Origin of the sequence: Frankia sp. AgB1.9 (assembly GCF_016786355.1) — a bacterium.
Lineage (GTDB): Bacteria > Actinomycetota > Actinomycetes > Frankiales > Frankiaceae > Pseudofrankia.
On sequence record NZ_JADWYX010000005.1, the window covers coordinates 86370 to 109732 of the forward strand.

Annotated in this window: 22 protein-coding genes and 1 pseudogene; 9 read left to right on the forward strand and 14 right to left on the reverse strand. The window is 73.8% G+C overall.

Translation table 11 applies throughout. From position 1 onward, the window contains the following. Nucleotides 1-30 precede the first annotated feature (30 nt). Entirely contained in the window at nt 31-351 is a 321-nt protein-coding gene (locus I6A60_RS03225) for a hypothetical protein (RefSeq protein WP_203024606.1), read from the forward strand. A 20-nt stretch (nt 352-371) separates the two neighbouring features. Here the strand turns inward: I6A60_RS03225 and I6A60_RS03230 are convergent, their stop codons facing one another. From I6A60_RS03230 to I6A60_RS03270, 9 genes are all read right to left on the reverse strand, one after another. After that, the gene (locus I6A60_RS03230; protein ID WP_203024607.1) at nt 372-1106 is read right to left on the reverse strand and encodes a DUF2786 domain-containing protein; all 735 of its coding nucleotides are present in this window, start codon (nt 1104-1106) and stop codon (nt 372-374) included. Between the two features lie 127 nt (nt 1107-1233). Next, the gene (gene mutM / locus I6A60_RS03235) at nt 1234-2190 is read right to left on the reverse strand and encodes a bifunctional DNA-formamidopyrimidine glycosylase/DNA-(apurinic or apyrimidinic site) lyase (protein WP_203024608.1); all 957 of its coding nucleotides are present in this window, start codon (nt 2188-2190) and stop codon (nt 1234-1236) included. 3 nt (nt 2191-2193) lie between these two features. Further along, nucleotides 2194-3156 carry a ribonuclease III gene (gene rnc, locus I6A60_RS03240; protein ID WP_374113411.1) on the reverse strand — a complete coding sequence of 321 codons (963 nt, stop codon included), beginning with the start codon at nt 3154-3156 and terminating at the stop codon, nt 2194-2196. Continuing rightward, nucleotides 3153-4187 carry a phosphate starvation-inducible protein PhoH gene (locus I6A60_RS03245; protein WP_203024609.1) on the reverse strand — a complete coding sequence of 345 codons (1035 nt, stop codon included), beginning with the start codon at nt 4185-4187 and terminating at the stop codon, nt 3153-3155. The genes rnc and I6A60_RS03245 overlap by 4 nt, the downstream gene beginning before the upstream one ends. 7 nt (nt 4188-4194) lie before the next feature. Further along, nucleotides 4195-4365: a 50S ribosomal protein L32 gene (gene rpmF, locus I6A60_RS03250; RefSeq protein WP_013422250.1), complete on the reverse strand. Its 171-nt coding sequence runs from the start codon at nt 4363-4365 to the stop codon at nt 4195-4197. Beyond that, nucleotides 4365-4967 carry a DUF177 domain-containing protein gene (locus tag I6A60_RS03255; RefSeq protein WP_203024619.1) on the reverse strand — a complete coding sequence of 201 codons (603 nt, stop codon included), beginning with the start codon at nt 4965-4967 and terminating at the stop codon, nt 4365-4367. Before I6A60_RS03255 ends, rpmF begins: the two co-directional genes overlap by 1 nt. Nucleotides 4968-5114: 147 nt before the next feature. After that, entirely contained in the window at nt 5115-5597 is a 483-nt protein-coding gene (gene coaD, locus I6A60_RS03260; protein WP_203024610.1) for a pantetheine-phosphate adenylyltransferase, read from the reverse strand. After that, nucleotides 5594-6151 carry a 16S rRNA (guanine(966)-N(2))-methyltransferase RsmD gene (gene rsmD, locus I6A60_RS03265; protein ID WP_203042462.1) on the reverse strand — a complete coding sequence of 186 codons (558 nt, stop codon included), beginning with the start codon at nt 6149-6151 and terminating at the stop codon, nt 5594-5596. The genes coaD and rsmD overlap by 4 nt, the downstream gene beginning before the upstream one ends. Beyond that, nucleotides 6148-8394 (reverse strand): ATP-dependent DNA helicase RecG, encoded by a 2247-nt coding sequence (locus I6A60_RS03270; RefSeq protein ID WP_203024612.1) that lies wholly within the window; start codon nt 8392-8394, stop codon nt 6148-6150. The genes rsmD and I6A60_RS03270 overlap by 4 nt, the downstream gene beginning before the upstream one ends. A 281-nt stretch (nt 8395-8675) precedes the next feature. Here I6A60_RS03270 and rpmB point away from each other — a divergent pair, with 281 nt between their 5' ends. Both rpmB and I6A60_RS03280 read left to right on the forward strand, forming a co-directional pair. Then, complete coding sequence (gene rpmB, locus I6A60_RS03275) at nt 8676-8864, forward strand: 50S ribosomal protein L28 (protein ID WP_013422245.1); 189 nt, start codon at nt 8676-8678, stop codon at nt 8862-8864. 244 nt (nt 8865-9108) lie between these two features. Then, nucleotides 9109-9558 (forward strand): SCP2 sterol-binding domain-containing protein, encoded by a 450-nt coding sequence (locus I6A60_RS03280; protein WP_203024613.1) that lies wholly within the window; start codon nt 9109-9111, stop codon nt 9556-9558. An 80-nt stretch (nt 9559-9638) separates the two neighbouring features. Here the strand turns inward: I6A60_RS03280 and thiD are convergent, their stop codons facing one another. After that, nucleotides 9639-10511, reverse strand: a complete 873-nt coding sequence (gene thiD / locus I6A60_RS03285) for a bifunctional hydroxymethylpyrimidine kinase/phosphomethylpyrimidine kinase (RefSeq protein ID WP_203024620.1) — start codon at nt 10509-10511, stop codon at nt 9639-9641. A 673-nt stretch (nt 10512-11184) separates the two neighbouring features. Between thiD and I6A60_RS03290 the strand changes: the two genes are divergently transcribed. Both I6A60_RS03290 and I6A60_RS03295 read left to right on the forward strand, forming a co-directional pair. After that, complete coding sequence (locus tag I6A60_RS03290; RefSeq protein WP_013422242.1) at nt 11185-11418, forward strand: Lrp/AsnC family transcriptional regulator; 234 nt, start codon at nt 11185-11187, stop codon at nt 11416-11418. Nucleotides 11419-11422: 4 nt separating this feature from the next. Beyond that, nucleotides 11423-11905 (forward strand): DUF3515 family protein, encoded by a 483-nt coding sequence (locus I6A60_RS03295; protein WP_203024614.1) that lies wholly within the window; start codon nt 11423-11425, stop codon nt 11903-11905. 33 nt (nt 11906-11938) lie between these two features. On the opposite strand, the gene I6A60_RS03300 is transcribed toward I6A60_RS03295, so the two are convergent. Further along, entirely contained in the window at nt 11939-13051 is a 1113-nt protein-coding gene (locus I6A60_RS03300; protein WP_203024615.1) for a D-alanine--D-alanine ligase family protein, read from the reverse strand. A gap of 416 nt (nt 13052-13467) precedes the next feature. Here I6A60_RS03300 and murA point away from each other — a divergent pair, with 416 nt between their 5' ends. Next, complete coding sequence (gene murA, locus I6A60_RS03305) at nt 13468-14910, forward strand: UDP-N-acetylglucosamine 1-carboxyvinyltransferase (protein ID WP_374113410.1); 1443 nt, start codon at nt 13468-13470, stop codon at nt 14908-14910. Here murA and I6A60_RS03310 read toward each other — a convergent pair. After that, entirely contained in the window at nt 14907-15932 is a 1026-nt protein-coding gene (locus I6A60_RS03310) for an NAD(P)H-dependent glycerol-3-phosphate dehydrogenase (protein ID WP_203024616.1), read from the reverse strand. The two genes, murA and I6A60_RS03310, sit on opposite strands and share 4 nt — an antisense overlap. Before the next feature lie 340 nt (nt 15933-16272). On the opposite strand from I6A60_RS03310, the gene cofC reads away from it, so the two are divergent. Both cofC and I6A60_RS43885 read left to right on the forward strand, forming a co-directional pair. Further along, nucleotides 16273-16962 carry a 2-phospho-L-lactate guanylyltransferase gene (gene cofC, locus I6A60_RS03315; protein WP_307838675.1) on the forward strand — a complete coding sequence of 230 codons (690 nt, stop codon included), beginning with the start codon at nt 16273-16275 and terminating at the stop codon, nt 16960-16962. Nucleotides 16963-17009: 47 nt separating this feature from the next. Beyond that, nucleotides 17010-17813, forward strand: coding sequence for a cyclase family protein (locus I6A60_RS43885; protein ID WP_374113333.1), 804 nt, complete (start codon nt 17010-17012; stop codon nt 17811-17813). A gap of 41 nt (nt 17814-17854) precedes the next feature. Here I6A60_RS43885 and I6A60_RS03325 read toward each other — a convergent pair. Continuing rightward, nucleotides 17855-19381, reverse strand: a pseudogene (locus tag I6A60_RS03325) (EAL domain-containing protein); the annotation flags it as partial. A gap of 353 nt (nt 19382-19734) precedes the next feature. Continuing rightward, nucleotides 19735-20751 carry a transglutaminase domain-containing protein gene (locus I6A60_RS03330; protein WP_374113334.1) on the reverse strand — a complete coding sequence of 339 codons (1017 nt, stop codon included), beginning with the start codon at nt 20749-20751 and terminating at the stop codon, nt 19735-19737. Between the two features lie 350 nt (nt 20752-21101). On the opposite strand from I6A60_RS03330, the gene I6A60_RS03335 reads away from it, so the two are divergent. Continuing rightward, nucleotides 21102-23309 carry an RNA degradosome polyphosphate kinase gene (locus I6A60_RS03335; RefSeq protein ID WP_203023952.1) on the forward strand — a complete coding sequence of 736 codons (2208 nt, stop codon included), beginning with the start codon at nt 21102-21104 and terminating at the stop codon, nt 23307-23309. Nucleotides 23310-23363: the final 54 nt, after the last annotated feature.

Below are 23363 nucleotides of genomic sequence, written 5' to 3' on the forward strand. Positions count from 1 at the left end.
TTCATCGGCACGGTAGGGTACTGAGCCATCGTGAACACGACATCCTTCCTCCCCAGCAGCCTGGTCCGGCGTGCCACGCGGCCCGCCCGGCTCGGCCGACGAGCCGCCGCCGCGGCCGTCACCGTCGGTGCCCTCAGCTCGGCGCTGTTGCTTGCCGGCTGCGGGCAGAACTTCTCCCAGGACGGCGGCGCCGTTCCGGTCCCGAAGGCGACCATCCAGAACGGGCCAGCGGCCACGCCGTACGGCAACCCGAACGCCGTACCCGCGCCGACCGATGGTTACGCGCCCCCGCACACCGCCGGCCCGACCCAGACCGGCGCCCCGAACCTTCCCGGCGGCAAGATCGACTAAGGCGGCCCCGCCTCGCGGGGTCAGCCGAGGGCTCGGGAGGCTGGGGTGGCGCTGACGCGGGACTGGGTGCCCAGGTCGGCCCGCTGGCCGGCGTCGAAACCGGCCCGGCCACCGGAGCCGGAGAGTTGGCGACCCCGGGCCGAACGCAGCCGCGGGTAGACGCTCGCCAGGTGCTCGTCGACCCGGGCTGACCGGTCCGCGAGCACCAGCGCGACCGACGTCCCCGTGTTCGCCGCCGGCTCGGCCGCCGACCGCGCCGCCTGCTCGGCCGCGGACAGCCGCTGACGCACGGCGACCGCGAACCCGGCCATCCAGGACCGCCGGAACGCCCGTGGGTCCTCCCACGGCGGCGGCACCGCCACGGCCAGCCCATGGGCCTGCTGGACCAGCAGCGAGGTGAACAGCAGCTGCGCCCTGGTCAGGTCGGCGTCCATGCCGAACAGGTGCGCGCAGTGCGCGGTGGCACCCGCGCGCCGCTCGGTGCGGTGCACCAGCCGGCAGCCGAGCGGCGCCACGATGCTGGCCAGCAGACTGATCTTGTCCCTGGCGTAGGGCGGGTGGACCTCCAGCACGAGATCCGCCGCAGCGACCCGGGTCGGCCCGGCCTCCTCGACCAGGGCCCGGTCGATCCCGTACTGGGCGATCAGCTCGGCGGCCTTCGCGTTGTATGTCTCGCGGGCCGCGTCGGTCAGCCCTTCCGCCTCGGCCATCGCGAGAAGCTTGCGCACCCGCCCGAGCAGGGCATCCGAGTTCATGGGGTGTCTCCTTCGTCGCCCGGGATGGCCCTCAGGCCAGCCGTGCCCCCAGTGTCAGCCTGCACGGGACTTGGGCGCGGTCGGGGGGTACACCCCCCGATTCGCGTGTCGCCGCCGCGCCCGCGCGTCAGTAGCGGGCGTTGCGGGGCGAGGGCTGGCAGGTCGGGCAGCTGAAGCTCGAACGGTTCATGAAGGAGTCGCGGCGGATCGGGCTGCCGCAGCGCGAGCACGGCAGGCCGGCCCGGCCGTAGGCGGTGAGCTCCCGCTCGAACAGCCCGCTCACGCCCTCGGTCGAGACGTAGAGCCGGTCGAAGGACGTGCCACCGGCCGCGAGCGCCGCCGTCAGCACGGTCCGCGCCTCGGCGAGCAGGCGACGGGCGTCGGCCCCGCGCAGGGTCTCGGTCGGCCGGGCGTAGTGCAGCCTCGCCGCCCACAGCGCCTCGTCGGCGTAGATGTTGCCGATCCCGCTGACGAGGCCCTGGTCCAGCAACGCCCGCTTGAGCCCGGTGCGCCGGGCGGCCAGGCCCGCGACGAAGGCCGTGTCGTCGAAGAGCGGATCCAGCGGGTCCCGGGCGATGTGGGCCATCGGAGCTGGCAGCGCCGCTCCCCCCTCGTCGACCAGCATGTGCCCGAACGTCCGCTGGTCGACGAAGCGCAGCTCGCGGCCGCCGTCGGTGAAGGTGAGCCGAATCCGCAGGTGCGTCTGATCCGGGGCGCTGGGTGGCACGACGAGCAGTTGCCCGCTCATGCCGAGGTGCCCGAGCAGCGCGTCCCCGTCACGCGGCCCAGCGGACAACGGTGCGGTAGGGGGCAGCGGCGCGGTGGCCGGGGCGGGACCGGCGGGTTCGAGAAGCGACGCCGGACCTCGGTCCGGGTCGGCGGACAGCGCCAGCCACAGGTACTTGCCGCGGCGGCGGGCGGCGTTGACGGTCTGGCCGACCAGCACACCCGCGAAGTCGGCCGCGCCGCCGGTGTGGCGGCGCACGGCACGTGGGTGCAGCACGGTGACGGTGGCGATGGTCCGGCCGACCACGCCGCGTTCCAGGCCGCGCCGGACGACCTCCACCTCGGGGAGCTCGGGCATGTCCTAGCCCGGATCGAGCGCGGGCGCGCCCTCTGGCTCCAGCGTGGCGGCCTCGGCCGACCGGGCGCTCGCGTCGGCGGGGCCTGGTCCGGCCTGGTCAGGCGTCTGGCCGTCCGGCACCTGGCCGTCACCCAGCTCGCCGGCCGCGGCGCTCAGGTGGTCAGCGCCGCCGTCGGCGGGCTCACCAGCGCCCGCCGCCGAACGGCCTTCGAGCGCGAGGAACGCGCGCTCGGCCGCCCGCTGCTCGGCCTCCTTCTTGCTCCCGCCCTCGCCCTCGCCGTAGATCCGGTCGGAGATCCGGGCACGGGCGGTGAACCGCTTGGCGTGGTCCGGGCCGGAGTCCGTCACGACGTAGTCCGGCGGGCCCATCCCCAGCTCGGCGGTGCGCTCCTGCAGCGAGGTCTTCCAGTCGAGCCCGGCACCGCGGCCGGCCGCCTCGTCGAGCAGCGGGTCGAAGTAGCGGTGGACCAGCTGGGCGGCGACCTCGAGCCCGAGCTCCAGGTAGACGGCGCCGATCAGCGCCTCGAGCGTGTCGGCCAGGATGCTCGCCTTGTCGCGCCCGCCGGTCGTCTCCTCGCCCTTGCCCAGCAGCAGGTAGGGCCCGATTCCCTTGGGCCCGATGACCCGCGCGACGTCGGCGAGCGCACGGCTGTTCACCACCGAGGCGCGCTGCTTGGCCAGCGCTCCCTCGGGGAGGTCTGGGTGGCGGTTGTACAACGCGTCGGTGACCACCAGCTGCAGGACGGCGTCGCCGAGGAACTCCAGCCGCTCGTTGGTCGGCAGCCCGCCGTTCTCGTAGGCGTACGAACGATGGGTGAGCGCCCGGTCGAGCAGGTCCGGGCCGAGGCTCAGCCCCAGGGCGGCGAGCAGACCGGCCCGCAGCTCGATCACCGCGGCGCTGCGGCTGGCGGAGTCCCTGGACCGCTCCGGCCCGGCGCCGCGGCGCTCGGCCGCTCCCGCGCTCACAGCGACAACCCGGCGAGTGCCCGGCGCCGCGCGATCAGCCGCGCGAGCTCGGCGCGGATCTGGCCGACCAGCCCGTCACGAAACACGGTCGCCGCCGTCGCCAGCGCCGCGGGAAGACCTGTGGAGAGGTCGTCCGGACCGCCGACCGGATCGCCCGCGCGCACCGCGACGCCGTCCACCCCCAGCACGATCGTCCCCCCCTGCAGATCAGGGCCGGCCGGACTGCGCCAGGCCGGGTCCAGTCCCCCCGAAGCGTCCGGACCGACCGTCGCGGCCGCTGCCCGCACCGCGCGCAGGCACGACAGGACGACATCACCGGTGAAGCCGTCGGTCACCACCACGTCAGGGCGCGGCAGGTCCGATCCGTTCATGGCGACCAGGGACCCCGCGTCCACCTGGCCGAGGTAGTCGATGCCCAGCGAGCCGAGCAGCTCGTGGGCGGCCCGGCGCACCGTGTCCGGCAGCGCCGGACGGGCGGCGAGCAGGCCGACCCGTGGCTCACCCGCGCCAGCCCGGACCCGCGCGTAGGCGGCCCCGGCCAGCGCGAACTGGGCCAGGTCGTCCGAGGTCACGTCAACGGAGCCACCGGCGTCGCACAGCACGACGCCGGCCGGCTCACCCGGGCGACTGACGTCGACGACGGCAGCGAGTGACGCCCTGGTCGCTCCCGGGAGCAGTCCGAAGGTGAACTGGGCGGCGGCCGCGATCGCTTCCAGCGGCGCCACCGAGACCATCGCGTCCGCCTTGCCGTCCCGGACCAGCCGAGCGGCGACACGCACGCCACTGTCCCGGCGGGCCCGCACGTCGCGAACCGCGCCAGCGCCGGCGGGAATGCCCCGGGCGGCGGTGACAACGTGCACCCGGTCACCGGTCACGATGCCTCGTCCGGCCAGGTCGTCGGTCGTCGAGCCCGGTCGGACGACAAGCGTCACGACCAGCTCGGGGTCGGCGTCCAGCGCGGCGGGAAGGGAGTCCAGCACCGATTCGGGCTGGGCCCCTTCTCCGAGGAGATCTACGGCGACGCGGGTCACGTCGAGATCAGACGTCGAGCACCTGTCGGTCGCCGTACCGGCCACAGGTCGGGCAGGCGTTGTGCTGCCGGATCACGTGGCCACGCGGGCACTTCGACAGGGCGGGAAGGACAGCCTTCCACTGCGAGCGCCGAGAACGCGTGTTGCTGCGCGACATCCGCCGCTTCGGGACGGCCACTAGGACTTCTCCTTCGTCTCCCGCGCGGCGGCGTCGCCGGCGGTTCCAGCTTCGGTCAGTGCTGACAGTGCCGCCCACCGGGGGTCGGCGCTGTCGTGGGAGTGGTCAGGCTCGACGTCGGCCAGCCGGACGCCGCAGTCGACGCACAGGCCCTCGCAGTCCGGGTCGCACAGTGGCGACAGCGGTAGGTCCAGGACCAGCGCGTCACGCACCACCGGCGCCAGGTCGACGTGGTCATCGACGACGACGAGCACGTCCTCTTCCTCGTCGTCGATCTCCTCGGCCCGGTCCGGGTAGTAGAACAGCTCGCGCACCTCGACGGTGACCTCGTCGTGGACCTCGTCGAGGCAGCGCGCGCACTCCCCCAGCAGGTCGGCGGACGCGGTGCCGCTGACCAGGACGCCCTCGTGCACCGACTCCAGCCGCAGGTCGAGGCTGACCAGCCCGCCGGCCGGTACCCGCAGCATCGGAGTCCCCATGTCGTAGGCCGCAGGCACCTGCACGCGGACAGGCCGCATCGACCCGGGCCGACGGCCGAGCTCGCGGATGTCGAGCACGAAGGGGCCACGCGGGGTCTGGCGGCGGGGACGATGTCCGGTCATAGCTGCGGGGGTCACGAGATCTCGTCAGGTTGAGCAGGTGAGTGGGCGGAACGCGCACCGACGCCAACGGCCCCGGGCACGGGTTACGAGCCTATCTGATCGCAAGCCCGCAACCACCATGCACCCTCGCTACCAAGATCCCCGGGTTTAAAGGCGCTCTCGCAGGTGCTTGAGCACGACGTCGGGGACGAGGCCGGCCACGTCGCCGCCGTACCGGGCGACTTCCTTGACCAGGCTGGACGACAGGAACGCGTACTGCGGGTTGGTGCTCATGAAGAGCGTCTCGACCCCGGCGAGCCGGTGGTTCATCTGGGCCATCTGCAGCTCGTAGTCGAAGTCGCTCACGGCCCGCAGGCCCTTCACGATCGACTGGATGCCGTGGGCTCGACAGAAGTCGACCAACAGCCCGTGGGAGGACTCGACGACGACGTTGCCGGCGGCCTGCGGATGATCTCGAACCGCCTGCCGGATGAGGTCCATGCGCTCATCCACCGTGAACAGGGTGGACTTGCCTTTGTTGATCAGGACGGCGACGACGACCTCATCGAACTGGGTGCTGGCCCGCATGATGATGTCGAGATGGCCGTTCGTGATCGGGTCGAAGGAACCAGGACAGACAGCCCTCCTCATGATCGAGAACCGTACCAGAGGACGGCTTCTCCGTACCCGCGCGAACGGACCTCGACCAGGCCGTCCGGCCACCTCGGGGCCTCCGAGCGGCGGGCCCGCTCGACCACACAGACACCACCCCTATCCAGCCAGCGGCGATCAACCAGCCGGGCAAGGACCTCGCCCAGCCGACCGTCATCAAGCGCATACGGAGGGTCCAGGAAGACCACGTCGTAAGCCTGCCCGGGAGTGGTGTCCACCACACGTTCGACGGCACCGACGACGATCTCGGCGCCGGCCAGTCCGAGCTCGGCGGCGTTGCGGCGCACGACCTGGGCAGCCTTCGGGTCCCGCTCGACCAACAGGGCGTGCGCCGCGCCCCGGGACAGCGCCTCCAGGCCGACGGCGCCACTGCCCGCGTACAGGTCGGCGACCCGCGCCCCGTCGAGGTCGACCAGGCTCGCCAGCGAGTTGAACAGCCCCTCACAGGCCCGGTCGGAGGTCGGCCTGGTCCCCTGTCCCGGCGGCACCGCCAGCCGCCGGCCGCCGGCTACTCCGCCGACGACCCGGGTCATCCCTTCTCCAGGAACTCGACCGGCCGGTCGTCGAGGGCGAGGGTGACCCTCCGGCCCAGCCCGGGATGCGCGGTGAGCTCCGGATCTGCGGCGACCAGCCGGGCCGCCTCCTCGCGGGCGTCGAGGATGAGCCGCTCGTCCTTGAGCAGCTCCAGCAGCCGCACGCCGCGGGCCCGGCCGGACTGGCTCGCGCCCAGCACGTCGCCCTCCTTGCGCTGGCCCAGGTCGAGCCGGGCGAGCTCGGCACCGTCGGTGGTCGCGGCCACGTTCGTGAGGCGCTGCGTCGCCGGGGTGTCGCCGTCGACCTCCGTGTGCAGCAGGCAGACCCCGGCGGCCTGCCCACGCCCGACCCGGCCGCGCAGCTGGTGGAGCTGGGAGACGCCGAACCGGTCGGCATCCATGATCGCGATCACGGTGGCGTTCGGCACGTCCACCCCGACCTCGATCACCGTGGTCGCGACCAGCACGTCCAGCTCGCCGGCGGCGAACCTGGTCATCACCGAGTCCTTGACGTCGGCCGGCAGCCGACCGTGCAGCGCGGCGAGCTTCAGCCCGGCGAGCGGCCCGTCGGCCAGCCACGGCAGCAGCTCCTCGACCCCGGCGCCGGCGAGCGAGCCGTCCTCGGCCGGGATGGTCACCGGCCGGTCGGTGGCCTTGCCGGCGCGGCGTGGGGCGTCGGAGGCCTCGTCGTCGCCGGCCGCGGCCAGGTCCTCGTCGTCCCGCCCGACCGCGACCGAGCTGATCCGCGGGCACACGACGTAGGCCTGGTGCCCGGCGGCGACCTCGTCCCGAATTCGGCCCCAGATCCGGTCCCGCCAGGCCGGGTGCGCCGCGGCGTCGACGACGAACGTCGAGATCGGCTGCCGGCCGGCCGGCAGCTGGGTGAGCGTCGACACCTCAAGATCACCGAAGACGGTCATGGCGACCGTCCGCGGGATCGGCGTCGCCGTCATCACCAGCACGTGCGGCGGCTGGGCGGCCCTGGCGCGCAGCGCGTCCCGTTGTTCCACGCCGAACCGGTGCTGCTCGTCGACCACGACCAGGCCGAGGTCGTGGAAGGCGACTCCCTCGTGCAGCAGTGCGTGCGTCCCGATCACCAGGCCGGCGCTGCCGTCGGCCGCCGCGGCGAGCGCCTCACGCTTGGCGCGGGCTCCGACCGAGCCGGTGACCAGGGCGATCCGGGTCGCCGGCGGGGTCTCGTCGAGCTCGCCGGCCCGGCCGAAGCCGCCGAGCAGGGCGCGGATGCCGCGGTAGTGCTGGGTCGCGAGCGTCTCGGTCGGCGCGAGCAGCGCCGCCTGGCCGCCGGCGTCGACGACGGCGAGCATGGCCCGGACCGCGACCACCGTCTTGCCGGACCCGACCTCGCCCTGGAGCAGCCGGTGCATCGGGACCGGCTCGGCGAGCTCCTCCTGGATCGTCGCGCCCACCTCCCGCTGGCCCTCCGTGAGCGCGAACGGCAGCTGGTCGTCGAAGGCCGCGAGGATGCCGCCAGGGCGCGCGGGCCGGGCCACCGTCGCCATGGCCGAGATCGCGCGGCGACGCTGGGCGAGGATCACCTGGAGCGTCAGCGCCTCGTCCCACTTCAGCCGCCGGTGGGCGCGCTCAACGTCGCCGCGCGACTCCGGTCGGTGCGCCAGCTCGTACGCGGTCCGCAGGTCGACGAGCCGGTAACGGGCCAGCAGGTCCGCGGGCAGCGGGTCGGGCAGCTCCGCGACGGTGTCCAGCAGCACCCGGACACTGCGGCTGATCACCGGTGACGCGACGTGCTCCGAGGCCGGGTAGATCGGCACCAGCGCCCGGGCCCACCGGTCCGGGTCGTCGCCCTCGTCATCCTCGTCGAGGCGGTTGGTCTCCGGGTTGACCATCTGCAGCTGCTTGCGGAACCGGTCGACCTTCCCGGAGAACGCGGCCACCGAGCCGGCGGGCAGCCGACGGGCCGGCGACCGGCTGGGGTTGAAGTAGGTGACGGTCATCTGGGCGGTGCCGTCGGTCACGGTCAGTACGTCGAACCGCCGGCCGGTGCGGGCCTGCCTGCTCTCGTGCTTGACGACCTTCGCGTGCACGGTCGAGACCTCTCCCTCGACGAGGTCGCGCAGGTTCGTCAGCTCGCCGCGCTGGTGGTAGCGGCGGGGCAGGTGGTCAAGCAGGTCGGCGACGGTGACCAGGCCGAGCGGGCGCTCAGCCAGTCGCTTGGCCATCCGTGCCTCGACCACGCGGGTCAGCGGAGTGTCGAGCTCGATCACGAACCCGATACTGCACCCGACCAGTGACAGTCCCGCCGCGAGACGCCGTCCGAAGCCGAGTCGGGGCCGGAACCCAACTCGGTCATCGCTGGGGTAGCCTTCTGTGAGCACCACCGCGTCCGGCATCGCAGGATTCCGGTGTCGCAGGATGATCATGACTCCTGCCGACCACCCAGGCCAACAGGCCCCGGGCGCGAGGTGCAAGCCGCAACAGCGGCGGGTCAGTGCGGCCGGAGCCCCGGCCGTCGATCAATCAGCTACTTCTTGGCGGAGAGTTCCTCGTGTCTTCGGTGTGCGACGTCTGCGGCAAGGGGCCGGGCTTCGGTATGTCGGTCTCCCACTCCCACCGGCGCACGCGGCGGCGCTGGAACCCCAATATCCAGACGGTGCATGCCCTCATCGGCCGCACCCCGAAGCGCCTCAACGTGTGCACCTCGTGCATCAAGGCGGGCAAGGTGACGCGGGCGTAGGTCCCGCCCCCCGGCGCGCCGCACGCGCCGGGACGCTCCAGGCTTTCCCGACAAGGCGTCGTCACGACTGTGACGGCGCCTTGTCGGCGTGTCCGGGGCCGTCGAGCGCCCGCCGACGGAATCGCAGGCCCGGCGGCTTCCGGTACGACCGCCGGTCCGCTGTGGGGTGCCCCGTGCGGGACGCCGCCCTGGGCGTGTTGATATGTGAGGGATCGGTTTCCACACGTAGCACGGGAGTGCCGCCATGCCCCAGACCTTGCCGGATCTCGCCGCGTTCAGCCTCGAGGAGCTGGTCGCCTACACCGGCGGGCTCTCCGATGCCGCGCTGACCGAGGTGATGAGCGGACCGGAGCGGACCACGCTGCTGGACGAGTACTTCGGCCGGATCGCCCGCCAGGCCATCCCGGAGAAGATCAAGGGCCAGGACGCGGTGGTGCACTTCCACATCACCGAGCGGCCCGACGGCGGCGTCGACTACTACGAGATGGTGGTCCGGGACGGCGCCTGCACGATCAGCAAGCAGGTCGTCGAGTCCGCCAAGGTGACCGTGACCCTCGACGGCGTCCGCTTCGTCAAGCTGATCAGCGGCAAGGCCGACCCGACCAAGTGGTTCCTCACCCGCAAGCTGAAGATCAGCGGTGACATGATCTTCGGCGGCAAGGTGATGAGCTGGTTCGACATCCCCACCCCGTGACGCCTGCCGACCTCGGCTGACGGGGTCGGCATCACCCGGGCCAGCCCGCGCCGGGCTGGCCCGGTGGACGACGCGGGCCGTCAGCCGACCGCCCCGACCGTCCCGGTGGCCGTCGCCGTGGCCTTAGCCGCCGTGGCCGTGGCGGCCGCCCGCCAGCGCCAGCCGTGGTCGACCGGCCCGATCCCCGCGCCGAGGGCGAACCCGGTGCGCAGGGCACCGGTCACGTAGTCCTTGCCGGCCCGGGTCGCCGCCGGCACGTCGAGACCCATCGCGAGACCGGCCGCGATCGCCGACGCGAGCGTGCACCCCGTCCCGTGCGTGTGCCGGTTGTCCGCCCGCGCGGCCCGCAGGACGACCTCGGTCGTGCCGTCGGTGAGCAGGTCGACGGCCTCCCCCGGCAGATGGCCGCCCTTGACCACCACCCACCGCGGTCCGAGGTCGAGCATCGCCCTGGCCGCCCGCCACAGGCCCGCCTCGTCGCGGACCTCGACGCCGGTCAGCAGCGCGACCTCGTCGAGGTTCGGAGTGGTCACCGTCGCCAGCGGCAGCAGCTCGTCGCGCAGCACCGCCACCGCCTCGGGCGCCAGCAGCCGGTGGCCGTGCTTCGAGACCCCGACCGGGTCCACGACGAGCGGCGCCGAGAGGCCGCGCAGCTCCGTGGCCACGGCCCGGACCAGCTCCGGGCTGGCCAGCATCCCCGTCTTGACAGCGTCCACGCCGATGTCACCGACGACCGAGGCGATCTGGGCCCGGACGGCCTCGACTGGCAGCTCCCAGACCCCCTGGACGCCGACCGAGTTCTGCGCGGTCACCGCCGTCACCGCGGTCATCCCGTGGACGCCGAAAGCGGCGGCCGTCTTCAGGTCGGCCTGAATTCCCGCGCCGCCACCCGAATCGGAACCGGCGATCGCCAGCACCCGCGGTGGCGCGGCGCCTGGCGCGGGAATGGCCATGAAATCCGAGGTCAGCGCCACCGTGCCGCCTTCGCGGCCAGCGCGGAACACCGTTTGCGCGCCATCGGGCCCGCCGGCCCGGATACCACCCGGAATGTCATCCTGGTCACATTTCCTCCACCCCGGAACCGGTCTGCGCACACGGCCGGACCCCGCGCCCGCACGCCGCCGGACCGCCGGTCACCTTGTCAGTTTGCCCACAACAACCCGCATGCGCGCTTGGCCTGACAATCGTTGGGTGGTATCAATCACAGACCGGGGCTCTTATCGCGCCCCGGTGGTGGCGCACCCGCCGCGACCGGAGCCCATCGGGGCCGTACGGCGTCACGGAGACTCGCGCGTTCACAGCAGTTCCTTCGGCTGGGAGCCTCTCACGGCGGCCGATTGCCTGTTACCGTCTGTCGGCCCGTACTTCTGCTCGACGGGCGGTGGGCGTTCGACAGGCGCACACCTGGCCGGATGTCACTGGCCCGCACCTGGCCGGATGTCACCGGCCCGCACCTGGCCGGATGTCACCGGCCGCGCCTCGCCGGATGTCCTGGCCGCACCTGGCCGAAAGTCACTGGCCCGCACCTGGCCGGACGTCATTGCTTGAACTTGGCCGAATGGCACTGGCCCGCAGCTGGCCGGCAAAAGCCGGCCGGCACTCGGCCGGAGGGAACTGGGAGCTTCTGTGGTCCACGCGTACATCCTCATCCAGACCGAGGTCGGCAAGTCCGCGTCGGTGGCCAAGGAGATCGAGCAGATCCCCGGCGTCACGCAGGCGGAGGACGTCACCGGGCCATATGACGTGATCGTGCGGGCCGAGGCGAGCTCCGTCGACGACCTGGGCAAGCAGATCATGTCCCGCGTGCAGGCGGTCGAGGGAATCACCCGCACGCTGACCTGCCCCGTCGTGCATTTCTGATCCGATGGGATTCGCTCGGCGGGCGGTCGCGCCCGCGGCGCTGGTGATCGCCCTCGCCGGGTGCGGGGGCGGTTCCGGCCCGGTCCAGGTGACGGGGGCACCGGCGCCGACGGGGGCGGCCGCCGCGTCCTGCCGGGCCCTGCTGGCGGCGCTCCCCGCCTCGCTCGGCAAGGGCCTCGACCGGCGGGACGTCAGCCCGCCCGGCGTGTTCGCCGCCGCCTACGGCAAGTCGCCCGTCGTGCTCACCTGCGGGGCGGACGGCCTGCCCGCCAGCTACCAGAAGACCTCGGACGTCGCCGAGGTCAACCGGGTGAGCTGGTTCTCCGAGCAGACTGCCGGCAAGACGCTCCTGTCGACGCCGACCCGGCGGCCCCAGGTGACGATGCTGGTACGGGACGACGCCCAGACCTGGGACCTGTTGGTGGCAGTCGCCTCGACGATCCGGGCCCACACCACCTCGACCGTCCCGGAGACGCCGACCCCCTAAGCCCCTCGGCAGGGCCCCGGCACCGACCGACCCCTAACGCAGGCCGCTGCCTCGACGCAGCGCCAGCTGGATGAGGCGCTCGACCAGGGCCGGGTAGTCCAGCCCGCTGGCCGCCCACATCCGGGGGAACAACGACGACGGGGTGAAGCCGGGCATCGTGTTCACCTCGTTGAGGACCACCTCGCCGGCCGAGGTGAGGAACACGTCCACCCGCGCGAGGCCGGCGCAGTCCAGCGCCAGGAACGCGGCACCGGCCGCGGCCCGCACCCGGTCGGCGATCCCGGCCGGCAGGTCGGCTGGGACGTCGAGCCGGGTCGCGTCCGAGGAGTACTTGGCCTCGAAGTCGTAGAACCCGGCGGCCGAGTCGACGACGATCTCCGCCGGCAGGCTGGTCTCGGGCGCCCCGCCGTCGAGGGCGTCGAGCACCCCGCACTCGATCTCCCGCCCGATGATGGCCGCCTCGACGAGCACCTTCGGGTCCGACTCGCGGGCCGTCTTGATCGCGGTGTCCAGGTCCGCCCAGGCGTCCACCCGGCTGATCCCGATGCTCGACCCGCCGCGGGCCGGCTTGACGAAGACCGGCAGCCCGAGACGCTTCTTCTCGGCCTCCGAGAGCGTCTCCCCCGCGCGCAGCACCGCGTACGGGCCGACCGGGAGGCCGGCCGCCGCCAGCAGGGTCTTCATGTGCTGCTTGTCCATCGCCGCGGCACTCGCGAACACCCCGGACCCGACGTAGGGCAGCCCGGCCATCTCCAGCAGGCCCTGAATGGTCCCGTCCTCGCCATACGGGCCGTGCAGCAGCGGGAAGACGACGTCAACGTCCAGGTCGCCAATGCCACCAGCGACGGCCGGCACGGCCTCCACGGCGACGAGCGAGGCTCCGTTCGGGTCGGGTGGCAGCACGACGCCGCGCCCGGACTCCGGCCGGACCTGGGGCAGCTCCTGGCCGACGCCCGCGAGCACCGCCGGGTCGTCGGGAAGCACCAGCCACCGGCCGTCGGGCGCGATGCCGACCGGGATGACCTCGTACTTCTCGCGGTCGACGGCGGCCAGCACTCCACGCGCGGACACGCAGGAGATCGCGTGTTCGGTGCTGCGCCCGCCGAACACGATCGCCAACCGGTGCCTGCCCGCGAAGCCAGCCATGCCGGGGACAGTAGCCGACCGCCGATTGCGTCCGAGTGAACACGGGCGCTTGCTCCGGATTGCCGGTGGTCGCACCCGAGGCGTCGAGTGACCGGCCGACGACCAGGCGGTCGCGGGCCATTGACGCTCCATAGCTACCGTGTGGCGCGGACGTGGGCGCGACGTGGTGTCGCTCCCGCGCCGCGCGGCGCCGGACCTCCCGGCCGGGGCCGTCTGATTGAATTCCAGAGGCCGATCGTCCCCACGGGCCACCGGGCGCGGCCGGAGAGCTCGCGCCCCGGCCCGAGAGATGACCTCGATCGACCAAGCCGAGGCGGGCTGTCGCGCTCGCCGCCGTCGAGAGGTCTCGCGGGACCCAGCCACGTCCGCACGGCGGACCGCCGGAGCCCGAGAACCGATCTGTAGGAGGCCGACCCGTGCCCCATACCTCCCCGATCGACGACCTCCCAGCAGACATCCCCGATCGACGGCCCGCCCCGGCGCCCGCCGCCGGCAGCTCCCTCAGCTTCGCGACGGCCGGCGACCGGCACCGGTACCGGATCGTCGGCGGTCAGCCGCTGTTCGGCTCGGTCGAGGTGTCCGGGGCGAAGAACTCGGTGACGAAGCTGCTGGTCGCCACCCTGCTGACAGACGAGCCCTGCACCCTGGCCCGGGTGCCGCGGATCGTCGAGGTCGACGTCGTGCTCGGCATGCTGGCGGAGCTCGGCGCCGAGGTGGAGTGGCTGGACGACCACCGGGTCCGGATCCAGACCGCGCGGATCACCGACCCGTCGCTGTCCGAGATGTACTCCGGGGTGAACCGGATCCCGATCCTGATGATGGGACCGCTGCTGCACCGGGTCGGCGAGGCCGTGGTACCGCTGCCCGGCGGCTGCCGGATCGGCAAGCGCCCGGTCGACTTCCACCTGGCCGGCCTGCGGGCGATGGGCGCCGAGATCGTCGAGCAGCTTCGCTCGGTCCAGGTCAAGACGCTCGGTCTGCACGGCGCCCACGTCGAGCTGCCGTTCCCGAGCGTCGGCGCCACCGAGAACCTGCTGCTCGCCGCCGTCCGGGCCAAGGGCACCACGGTGATCTCCAACGCGGCGGTCGAGCCGGAGATCATCGACCTCATCCTGTTCCTGCAGCAGATGGGCGCGCTCGTCGACGTCGAGGTCGACCGCACGATCGTCGTGCAGGGCGTCGAGCGGCTGCACGGCGCGGACCACACCGCGATCCCGGACCGCATCGAGGTCGCCTCGTTCGCCGCCGCCGCTGTCGCGACGAACGGCCGGGTCGACGTCAGGGGCGCGCGCCAGGAGCACGTCGCCACGTTCCTGAACCACCTGCGCCGGATCGGCGGGGAGTTCCGGGTCACCGACAGCGGGATCACCTTCTACAAGGACCGCGAGCTGACCGCCACGCACGTCCAGACCGACGTGCACCCCGGGTACATGACCGACTGGCAGCAGCCCCTGGTGGTGCTGCTGACGCAGGCCCAGGGCGCCTCGGTGGTCCACGAGACCATCTACGAGGACCGGTTCGGCTACACCCGCCAGCTCAACGCCATGGGCGCGAGCATCGCGCTGTCGACGAACTGCCTGGGCGGCAAGGCCTGCCGGTTCGCCGCCCGGGACTTCGAGCACTCCGCGGTCGTGTCAGGGCCGACGCCGCTGGTCGGCGGCGACCTGGAGATCCCCGACCTGCGGGCCGGCTTCGCCTACGTGCTGGCCGCGCTCGTCGCGGGCGGCGCGAGCGCCATCTCGGGGACCCGCTTCCTCGAGCGCGGCTACGAGGACCCGGTCGGCAAGCTGCGCTCGATCGGCGCCATGATCGAGACGATTCCGATCGCCGTGCCGCCCACCCAGGCCGCCGGCGTTTAGGAGGGCGGAACGGGCGCGACCGCGTGGAACTCGGGGCCAGGCTCGCGGCTCATGAGTTCCTTGACCGCCTCCAGCGGAGGCAGGCCCTCGTACAGCACCCGTTCCACCTGCCGGCTGATCGGCATGTGCACGCCCAGGCCGTCCGCCAGCGCGAGCAGCGGCCGGCAGGACCGGACGCCCTCGGCGACCTGGCGCTGCTCGGCCAGCACCGCGTCGAGGGTCATCCCCCGGCCGAGCTTCTCGCCGAAGGTCCGGTTGCGCGACCGCGGCGAGGCACAGGTGGCGACCAGGTCGCCGAGCCCGGCGAGGCCGGCCAGCGTGCGCGGGTCCGCGCCCATCGCCACGGCGAACCGGGTCGTCTCGGCCAGGCCGCGGGTGATCAGTGAGGCGAGGCTGTTCAGCCCGAACCCCAGGCCCTCCAGCATCCCGGCGGCGAGCGCGATGACGTTCTTCACCGCGCCGCCCAGCTCACAGCCGACGACGTCGGCGTTCGTGTACGGCCGAAGGTAGGGCGTCCAGCACGCGGCCTGCACCTGCGCCGCGGTCGCGGACGAGGCGCTCGCCACCACGGTCGCCGCCGGGTCCTCGGCGGCGATCTCGCCGGCCAGGTTCGGCCCGCTGACCACGGCGATCCGGTCCGCGCCGACGCCGGCCACCTCGCCGATCACCTCGCTCATCCGCCGGCAGGTGCCGTCCTCGACGCCCTTCATGAGGCTGACGTAGACGGCCGACGGCTCGACGAGGGGTGCCCACGCGGCCAGGGCGGCGCGCAGCCTCTGTGAGGGCACGGCGAGAACCACCAGGCCGGCGCCGGCGAGCGCCTCGGCGGGGTGGTGGGTCGCCCGGACGAGATCTGGTAACCGGATGCCGGGCAGGTACCGCGGGTTGCGGTGCTCGGCGTTGATGGCCGTCGCGAGCGCCTCGTCCCGGGTGACCAGGGTCACCCGACGGCCCGCGTCCGCGAGAATCTTCGCGAACACGGTGCCCCACGACCCGGCGGTGAGCACGGCGGCCGTCAGCACCGGACCGTCCGTGAGCCCGCGCTGTCTCACGGGGAATTCGGCGCTCCCGGCGTCGGGGTGCGGCCACGACGGGAAAGGCGCACTGTCATTGCCGTTCGTCGTCATGCCGCCGCAGTCTCACCCACTCGTCACCCGGCCGTCGACCATCCCTGCTGGTGGCCGTGGCGCCGACGCTATGTCAACGAGGCGGCCCGGACGTCGGTGCCACCACCGGCGTCACTGTGGCACGTTCGGCCGGTCGCCCGCCGGCCTGGCCGGCGTCGAGCGTCGCCGCCGCGACCGGCCCACCGGACAAGCCCGCGCCGCCCATCTGGACCAGCGGTTGCCCTATCGTCGGGACGTGGCGGCCGGGCGACCCGAGGGATGGATCGTGGTGCTGCCGTTGAAGCGGCTCGGCGCGGCCAAGAGCCGCCTCGAGCATCCGGACCGGGCGGCGCTCGCGCTCGCGATGGCGACCGACACTGCCGCGGCGGCCGCCGCGGCCGGGCCCGCCCTGGTCGCCGGCGTCCTGCTCGTCACCAACGACCCCGTGGCGAGCGCTGCCATCACCGGTGACGGCCGCGCGCACCCGGACGACCGCCCGACGCCGGTCGTCGCCATCCCCGACCTGCCCGACCGCGGGCTGAACCCGGCGCTGCGGCATGGCGCCCGGGTCGTCGCCCGCCGCTGGCCCGAGCACGGCGTCGCCGCGCTGTCCGCCGACCTGGCCGCGCTGCGCCCCGGCGAGCTTCGGGCCGCGCTGCTGGCCGCGCCGGCGGCGGGCCGGGCCGTGCTCGCCGACGCGGCCGGCACGGGCACCGTCCTGCTGTGCGCGGCGCCCGGCGGCCCGCTGCTGCCCTATTTCGGCGTCGGCAGCCACGCACGCCACGTCCGGTCCGGCGCGTTCGACCTGACCGGACCACTCGCGGCCGCGGTCCCGGGCCTGCGCCGCGACGTCGACACGGTGGCCGACCTGGCCGCGGCCCGGCTGCTCGGCGTCGGCCCCGCCACCCGGGCGGTCCTCGCCAGCACCGCCGCGAACGCCGGCTGACGGGCGCCGTGTCCGAGGCCTCCCGACGGCCGTGGCCGGTGGCGCCGGTGCGGCCCGTACTGCTGTCCCACGTCCACGACCCCGCGACCACGCCGGTCTTTCCTGGCGACCCGCCGTTCACGATGACGCGGGCGGCCACGATCGAGGCGGACGGCTACTACCTGCTGCGGGTGAGCTCCGGTGAGCACACAGGAACGCACTGGGGCGCGCCGGCGCACTTCGACCCGGCCGGCCTGCGGGCGGACCAGCTGGACGCCGACGACCTGTTCCGGCCCGCCGTCCGGCTCGACGTCCGGGCCGCGGTGGCGCACGACCCGGACTACCAGGTCCGGGTCGCCGACCTGGCCGCGTTCGAGGCAGCGCACGGGCCGATCCCGGCCGAGGCCGCTGTGCTGGCCTGGACCGGCTGGTCGGACCGCTGGGGCACGCCGGCCTACCCGAACCTCGACACGCGGGGCCGCATCCACCAGCCGGGATTCGCCCTGGCCGCCGTGGAGTGGCTGGTCGAGAACGGCCGGCTGGGCCGGCGCGGCGCGCTGGGCACCGACACCTTCGGCCCGGACCCGGGGCTGGACACCGGCTACGCCGTCTCGCGCCTGCTCTACCGGGAGCGCCGGATCTCGCTGGAGAACCTGACCAACCTCGGGGCGCTGCCGCCGACGGGCGCCTGGGTGCTCGCCGGAGGCACCCGCAACCGCGCGGGCTCCGGCTCCCCGGCGACCGTCTACGGCCTCCTGCCGGCCTCCGACGTCTCCGGGCCACCGACGACCGTCGCCGGAGCACCGACGACCGCCGTGGAGCGCAGCAGCGGGCCGAGCGCGGCCAGCGGGGCGGGACGGGCGAACAGGTAGCCCTGCCCGAGCTCGCAGCCCAGCAGCGCGAGGTCGGCTCGCTGGGCCCGCCGTTCGATCCCCTCGGCGACCACCACCGCGCCGAGCGACCGGGCCACGGTGATCACCGACCGGCCGAGCCGAGCCTCCCGGCCCGGCCCGAGCGGGTTCTCGATCAGGCCACGGTCCAGCTTGACGATGTTGACCGGTAGCTGGTGCAGGGCCGCCAGCGTGGTGTGACCGGCGCCGACGTCGTCCATCGCGACCGACGCCCCCAGGGCGCGGACCGCCTCCAGCACCCGGGCGGCCGCGCCGAGGTCGTGGATCCGGGCCGTCTCGGTGATCTCGATGACCAGCCGGGCCGGGTCCAGCCCGCTGACCTCGAGCGCCTGGCGGAACGTGTCCGCGAGCGTCGGGTCGGACAGCCGGCTGGCCGAGATGTTGACGTGCAGCCGCGGCGCCCCCTCGCCGGCCCCGCCGGGCATCCCGGCGGCCACCTCGGCGCAGGCCCGGCCGAGCACGAACCCGTCGAGCGCCGCGACCAGCCCGCCGTCCTCGGCGGCGGCGACGAAGGTCAGCGGCGGCACCGGGCCGTGGCCAGGCTCGGTCCAGCGAGCGAGCGCCTCCAGCGCCACGACCACACCGTCGCTCAGGCGCACGATCGGCTGGTAGTGCACGTCGAAGCCGGCGACGTCCCAGCCCTGGCGACTGGCGGTCACGAGCGAGGCCGCGAGCCGTGCCTCCAGGCTGCGGCCCTCGCCCACCCCTAGCGGCGCCCCGGCCGCCACCGCGGCCCTGGCGGCCGGGCCCGAGATGGTCTGGGTGAGGACGGACGCCCTGCTCCGCTCACGCGGGCCGTGGACGCCGTGGCGACGCCGGACCAGGCCCACGCCGGTCTCACCGCCCAGGGCGGCCCGCGCGGGGCCGTTGAGGCCGCTCAGGTCCACCACGAGCGGAACCGACCGCGGGAGCGTGGCCAGCGCCAGGGCGGCCAGCAGCGGTGCGGCCAGCGCCCCGGCCGCCACCGCCGCGCGGGCCGACGCGACCGTCGGCGTCGGGCCGAGGCCGACGCGGGCCAGCTGGGTGAGGGTCCAGGCGGCCAGCACCACGGTCAGCCGGCCGAGCCGGACCCGTTCGCTCGCGGACGCCTGCCACAGCGACCAGCCGGCCACCCCGGTCGCGGCCACCCCGGCGCCGGTCGCGCCGGCCTCGACGACCGTCACCCCGCCGTCGTCGGTGAGCAGCTGGGCCATCCCGGCGACGAGCGCGGCGACCAGCGGCACCAGCGCGGCCGATCGGGCCGGCGTCGACGGCACCGGCAGCCGCACCGTCGAGGGCAGCCCGACCGCCGCCGGCAGCGCGGACGGAGCGGCCGGGCGCAGCGCCCGGGCTCGGAACAACGGCGCCGCCGGAGGGCCCAGGGGCAGGTCGGCGCCGAGCGCCCCGGTCATCCTCGCCCCCAGCGACACTGCGGCCGTCGACCCGGACGGCAGCACCGAGCCCAGCGGGACCCCCGCCATCGCAGCAGGGTCCAAGGCATCAGGGTCCAGGGCATCGATGTGTGTCACGGCCTGAGCCGCCCCTCTCATCCCGCACCCGTCGACCGGGCGGCCACCGCCGGCCGGCGGTGACAGCCCCGCCTGCGCGCCGCCCCCCGCGGCTGTGCCGGCGGCCACCGGCTGGGTGCCCTGCCCCGCCTACCAGGGCAGGGGTGCGTGGCGACGGCGATGCCGATCGTGCATTCGCGCCATCAACCTTCGACACGCACCGTATCTGTGTCGTCACTGCGCACCGTATCGGGTAACGAATGAATCGCAACCAGTCGCCGAAGTGACGATCAGCCAGACGATCCCGCCCCGCCTTGCCAGGCCGGCATGACCCAGATCGTCGGGACGGCGTGTCGCGGGCCGCCCCGGCGTGTCGCGCGGACCGGGGAAGTGCCCTAGCCCTCGAGGCCGACGATCTCGACGCGCTGGCTCGCGGCGAGCAGGCCGCGACCGCTGCCCCGGTAGACGCCCGAGGTGGGCATGACGTCGTGGTAGTCCCGGCCGGTGGCGATCGTCACGTACCGCCGGTCGGCGAGCCGGTTGTGGCACGGGTCGAGCGCGACGGCCGCGGCCCCCGCGCCGCCGGCCGTGCCGGGCCCGCTCGGCCCGCGGGACCGGCCGGGCGCGGGTGGCGCCCAGCCGTCGGGCAGGACCACCTCGACCCAGGCATGCGACGCCCCGTCGCCGACGAGGTGGCCCAGCACGTACCGCGCCGGCAGCCCGGCCGCCCGGCACAGCGCGATCATCACGTGCGCCTGGTCCTGGCAGACTCCGGCGCCGCCGGCCACCGCCTGCGCCGCGGTCGTCCCGACCGTGGTCGAGCCCGGCAGGTAGGCGATGTTCTCGAACACCCAGGCACAGCACCGGCGCGCGGTCGTCAGCGGGTCCGGGCCGGTGAGCCGGCTGGCGACGGCGAGCAACGTCTCGTCCGGGGCCGTGAGCGCCGTCGCCGCCAGCATCCGCCGGCCGGTCAGGGCACTCGCTGTCAGCGCGGGCCAGGTGACGGCCGGCCCCCGTTCGACGATCGCGGCCGCCTCGAAGTCGAGCACGCCGGGTACCTCGTCGAGCGTCACGGTCGCGGCCCGCAGTCCGTCGGGCCCGCGTTCCCAGCTGACCCGGGCCGCCGGCGCCGAGACGGTCAGCTCGCCGTGCCGGGAGGTCTGGTCGCCATGCCGGTTCGGTGGCAGCACCACCAGCCGGTGCACGAGGTCATGGGCCGGCCCGTCGTAGGTGTAGCGCAGCCGCTGGCGGATTCGGTAGGTCACCAGGCTCGCGGCCGAGAGCCGCGCCTCGTCGACGGCCAGCGGCTCGGCGTCCCAGAGCGCGGCCGTGGCCGCGACGGCCGACGCGGTGGCCGTGGGCGGGGCGGCGGTCGCCAGGGCTGGGCGCGGCCGGGGCAGCAGGTCCTGCACGGCTGACGCACCAGTCCCTTCGGTCGACGCCGGGCCCGGGATCGCGGCGGACGGCCCGCTCGCCCCGAGACACGGCCAGGCGACGCCGACCAGCCGAGAAAGAGACCCCCACCGCGCGGGTAACCCGCCAGCAGACGATCGTCCGCCAGTGGTGTTTCCCGGGCGTTAACGGACCTTATCGCCACCGTCCAACACCCGGCCCCCGCCTGGCCCACCCGTCCAGCCGCGTGCCCGGCCGGGCCGGCCGCCGACGTGGGCGACATAGGCGGATTGGCGCCGAAAAGCGTGACGACCGCTACCGGTCATCGGGATAGGCTGCCGCGTTCACCTCAGGCTGGCACCATCGCTGCATGGCCGAGCTGGTGGTGACAAGATCCGAGCAGCAGCCCCAACGTAAGCCCCGCAGCGCCCTCCTTGAGCCGCTGGAGGCGCCGCGGCCGCCGCTTCCGTCCGATCTGCCGGCCGACCGGTTCATCAACCGCGAGACGTCCTGGCTGGACTTCAACGCGCGGGTGCTGGCGCTCGCCGAGGATGTGAGCACGCCGCTGCTGGAGCGGGCCAAGTTCCTCGCGATCTTCGCCAGCAACCTCGACGAGTTCTACATGGTCCGGGTCGCCGGCCTGATGCGTCGAGAGGCGACCGGGCTCGCGGTCCGGTCCGTCGACGGCCTGACCCCGCGGGCCCAGCTGGAGCTGATCAGCCAGAACACCGCCCAGCTCACCGACCGGGCCGCCCGGTGCTTCACCGACGAGGTGGTGCCGTCGCTGGAGCACGCCGGCATCAGCATCCGGTACTGGCACCAGCTGACCACCGACCAGCAGCACCGCCTGCACCAGTACTTCCACGAGCAGATCTTCCCGGTCCTGACCCCGCTCGCCGTCGACCCGGCGCACCCGTTCCCGTACATCAGCGGGCTGTCGCTGAACCTCGCCGTGACCGTGCGCGACCCGGGCGACGACATCGAGCGGTTCGCCCGGGTCAAGGTGCCGCAGAACGTGCCGCGCCTGATCCGGGTCGACCTGCCCGGCGAACATCCGATCGGCCAGGAACCGGCCGGCGAGGGCGCCGAGGCGGACCGGTACGCGTGCTTCGTGCCGCTGGAGGAGGTGATCGCCGCCCATCTCTCCCAGCTGTTCCCGGGCATGGAGGTGGTCGACTCACACCTGTTCCGGGTGACCCGCAACGCCGACCTCGAGGTCGAGGAGGACGAGGCCGAGGACCTGCTGCAGGCACTGGAGCGGGAGCTCGCCCGCCGCCGGTTCGGCCCGGCCGTCCGCCTGGAGGTGGACGCGGACATCGACGAGGGCCTGCTGCGGATGCTCTGCCGCGAGCTCGAGGTCTCCACCCGCGACGTGCACCGGCTGCGCGGGCTGCTCGACCTCTCGGTGCTGTGGGCGCTGTTCGACCTGGACCGGCCGGAGTTCAAGTACCCGCCGCGGGTCCCGGTGACCCACCGCAGCCTGGTGACCGAATCGGGCGAGCCGGCGGACTTCTTCGCGGTGCTGCGCGAGCGGGACGTGCTTGTGCACCACCCCTACGACTCGTTCACCACGTCCGTGCAGCGCTTCATCGAGCAGGCGGCGGCCGACCCGCACGTGCTCGCGATCAAGCAGACGCTGTACCGGACGTCCGGTGACTCGCCGATCGTGGACGCGCTGATCGCGGCGGCCGAGGCCGGCAAGCAGGTCGTGGTGCTGGTCGAGATCAAGGCCAGGTTCGACGAAAGCGCCAACATCCGCTGGGCGCGCGAGCTGGAGCGGGCCGGCTGCCACGTCGTCTACGGCCTGATCGGGCTGAAGACGCACACGAAGACCGCGCTCGTGGTGCGTCAGGACGACGACGGGCTGCGCCGCTACTGCCACGTCGGCACCGGCAACTACAACCCGAAGACCGCCCGGCTCTACGAGGACGTCGGCCTGCTGACCGCCGAGCCGAGCGTCGGCGCGGACCTGACCGACCTGTTCAACGTGCTCACCGGCTACAGCAGGCAGACCGTCTACCGGTCCCTGCTGGTCGCCCCGCAGCACATGCGCGACGGCCTGATCGAGCGGATCGAGAAGGAGGCCGCCGCCGCCCGGTCCGGCGAGCCGGCCGGGATCCGGATCAAGGTGAACAGCCTGGTCGACGAGGAGCTCATCGACGCGCTGTACCACGCGTCCCGGGACGGGGTGGCGATCCGCTGCCTGGTGCGGGGCATCTGCGCGCTGCGCCCCGGGGTCCCGGACCTGTCCGAGACGGTGTGGGTCCGCTCGGTGCTCGGTCGCTACCTGGAGCACAGCCGGGTGTTCGAGTTCTCGGCTCTGGACGAGATGTGGATCGGCAGCGCCGACATGATGCACCGCAACCTCGACCGCCGGGTCGAGGCGCTGGTCCGGGTGACCCAGGACGACAACCGGGCCGCCCTGCGCCGGCTCCTGGACCACGCGTTCTCGGCCGAGGTGTCGGCCTGGGACCTGCAGCCCAGCGGCCACTGGGAGCGGCGCGTCACCGGCCCCGACGACACCCGCCTGTCGGACTACCAGGGCGACCTGTCCGCCTGGGCCCAGAACCGCGCCTAGCGATCCGGCAGGAACCCGGGGACGGAGCGCCCCGCGGGGGGGCCCGGGCGCAGT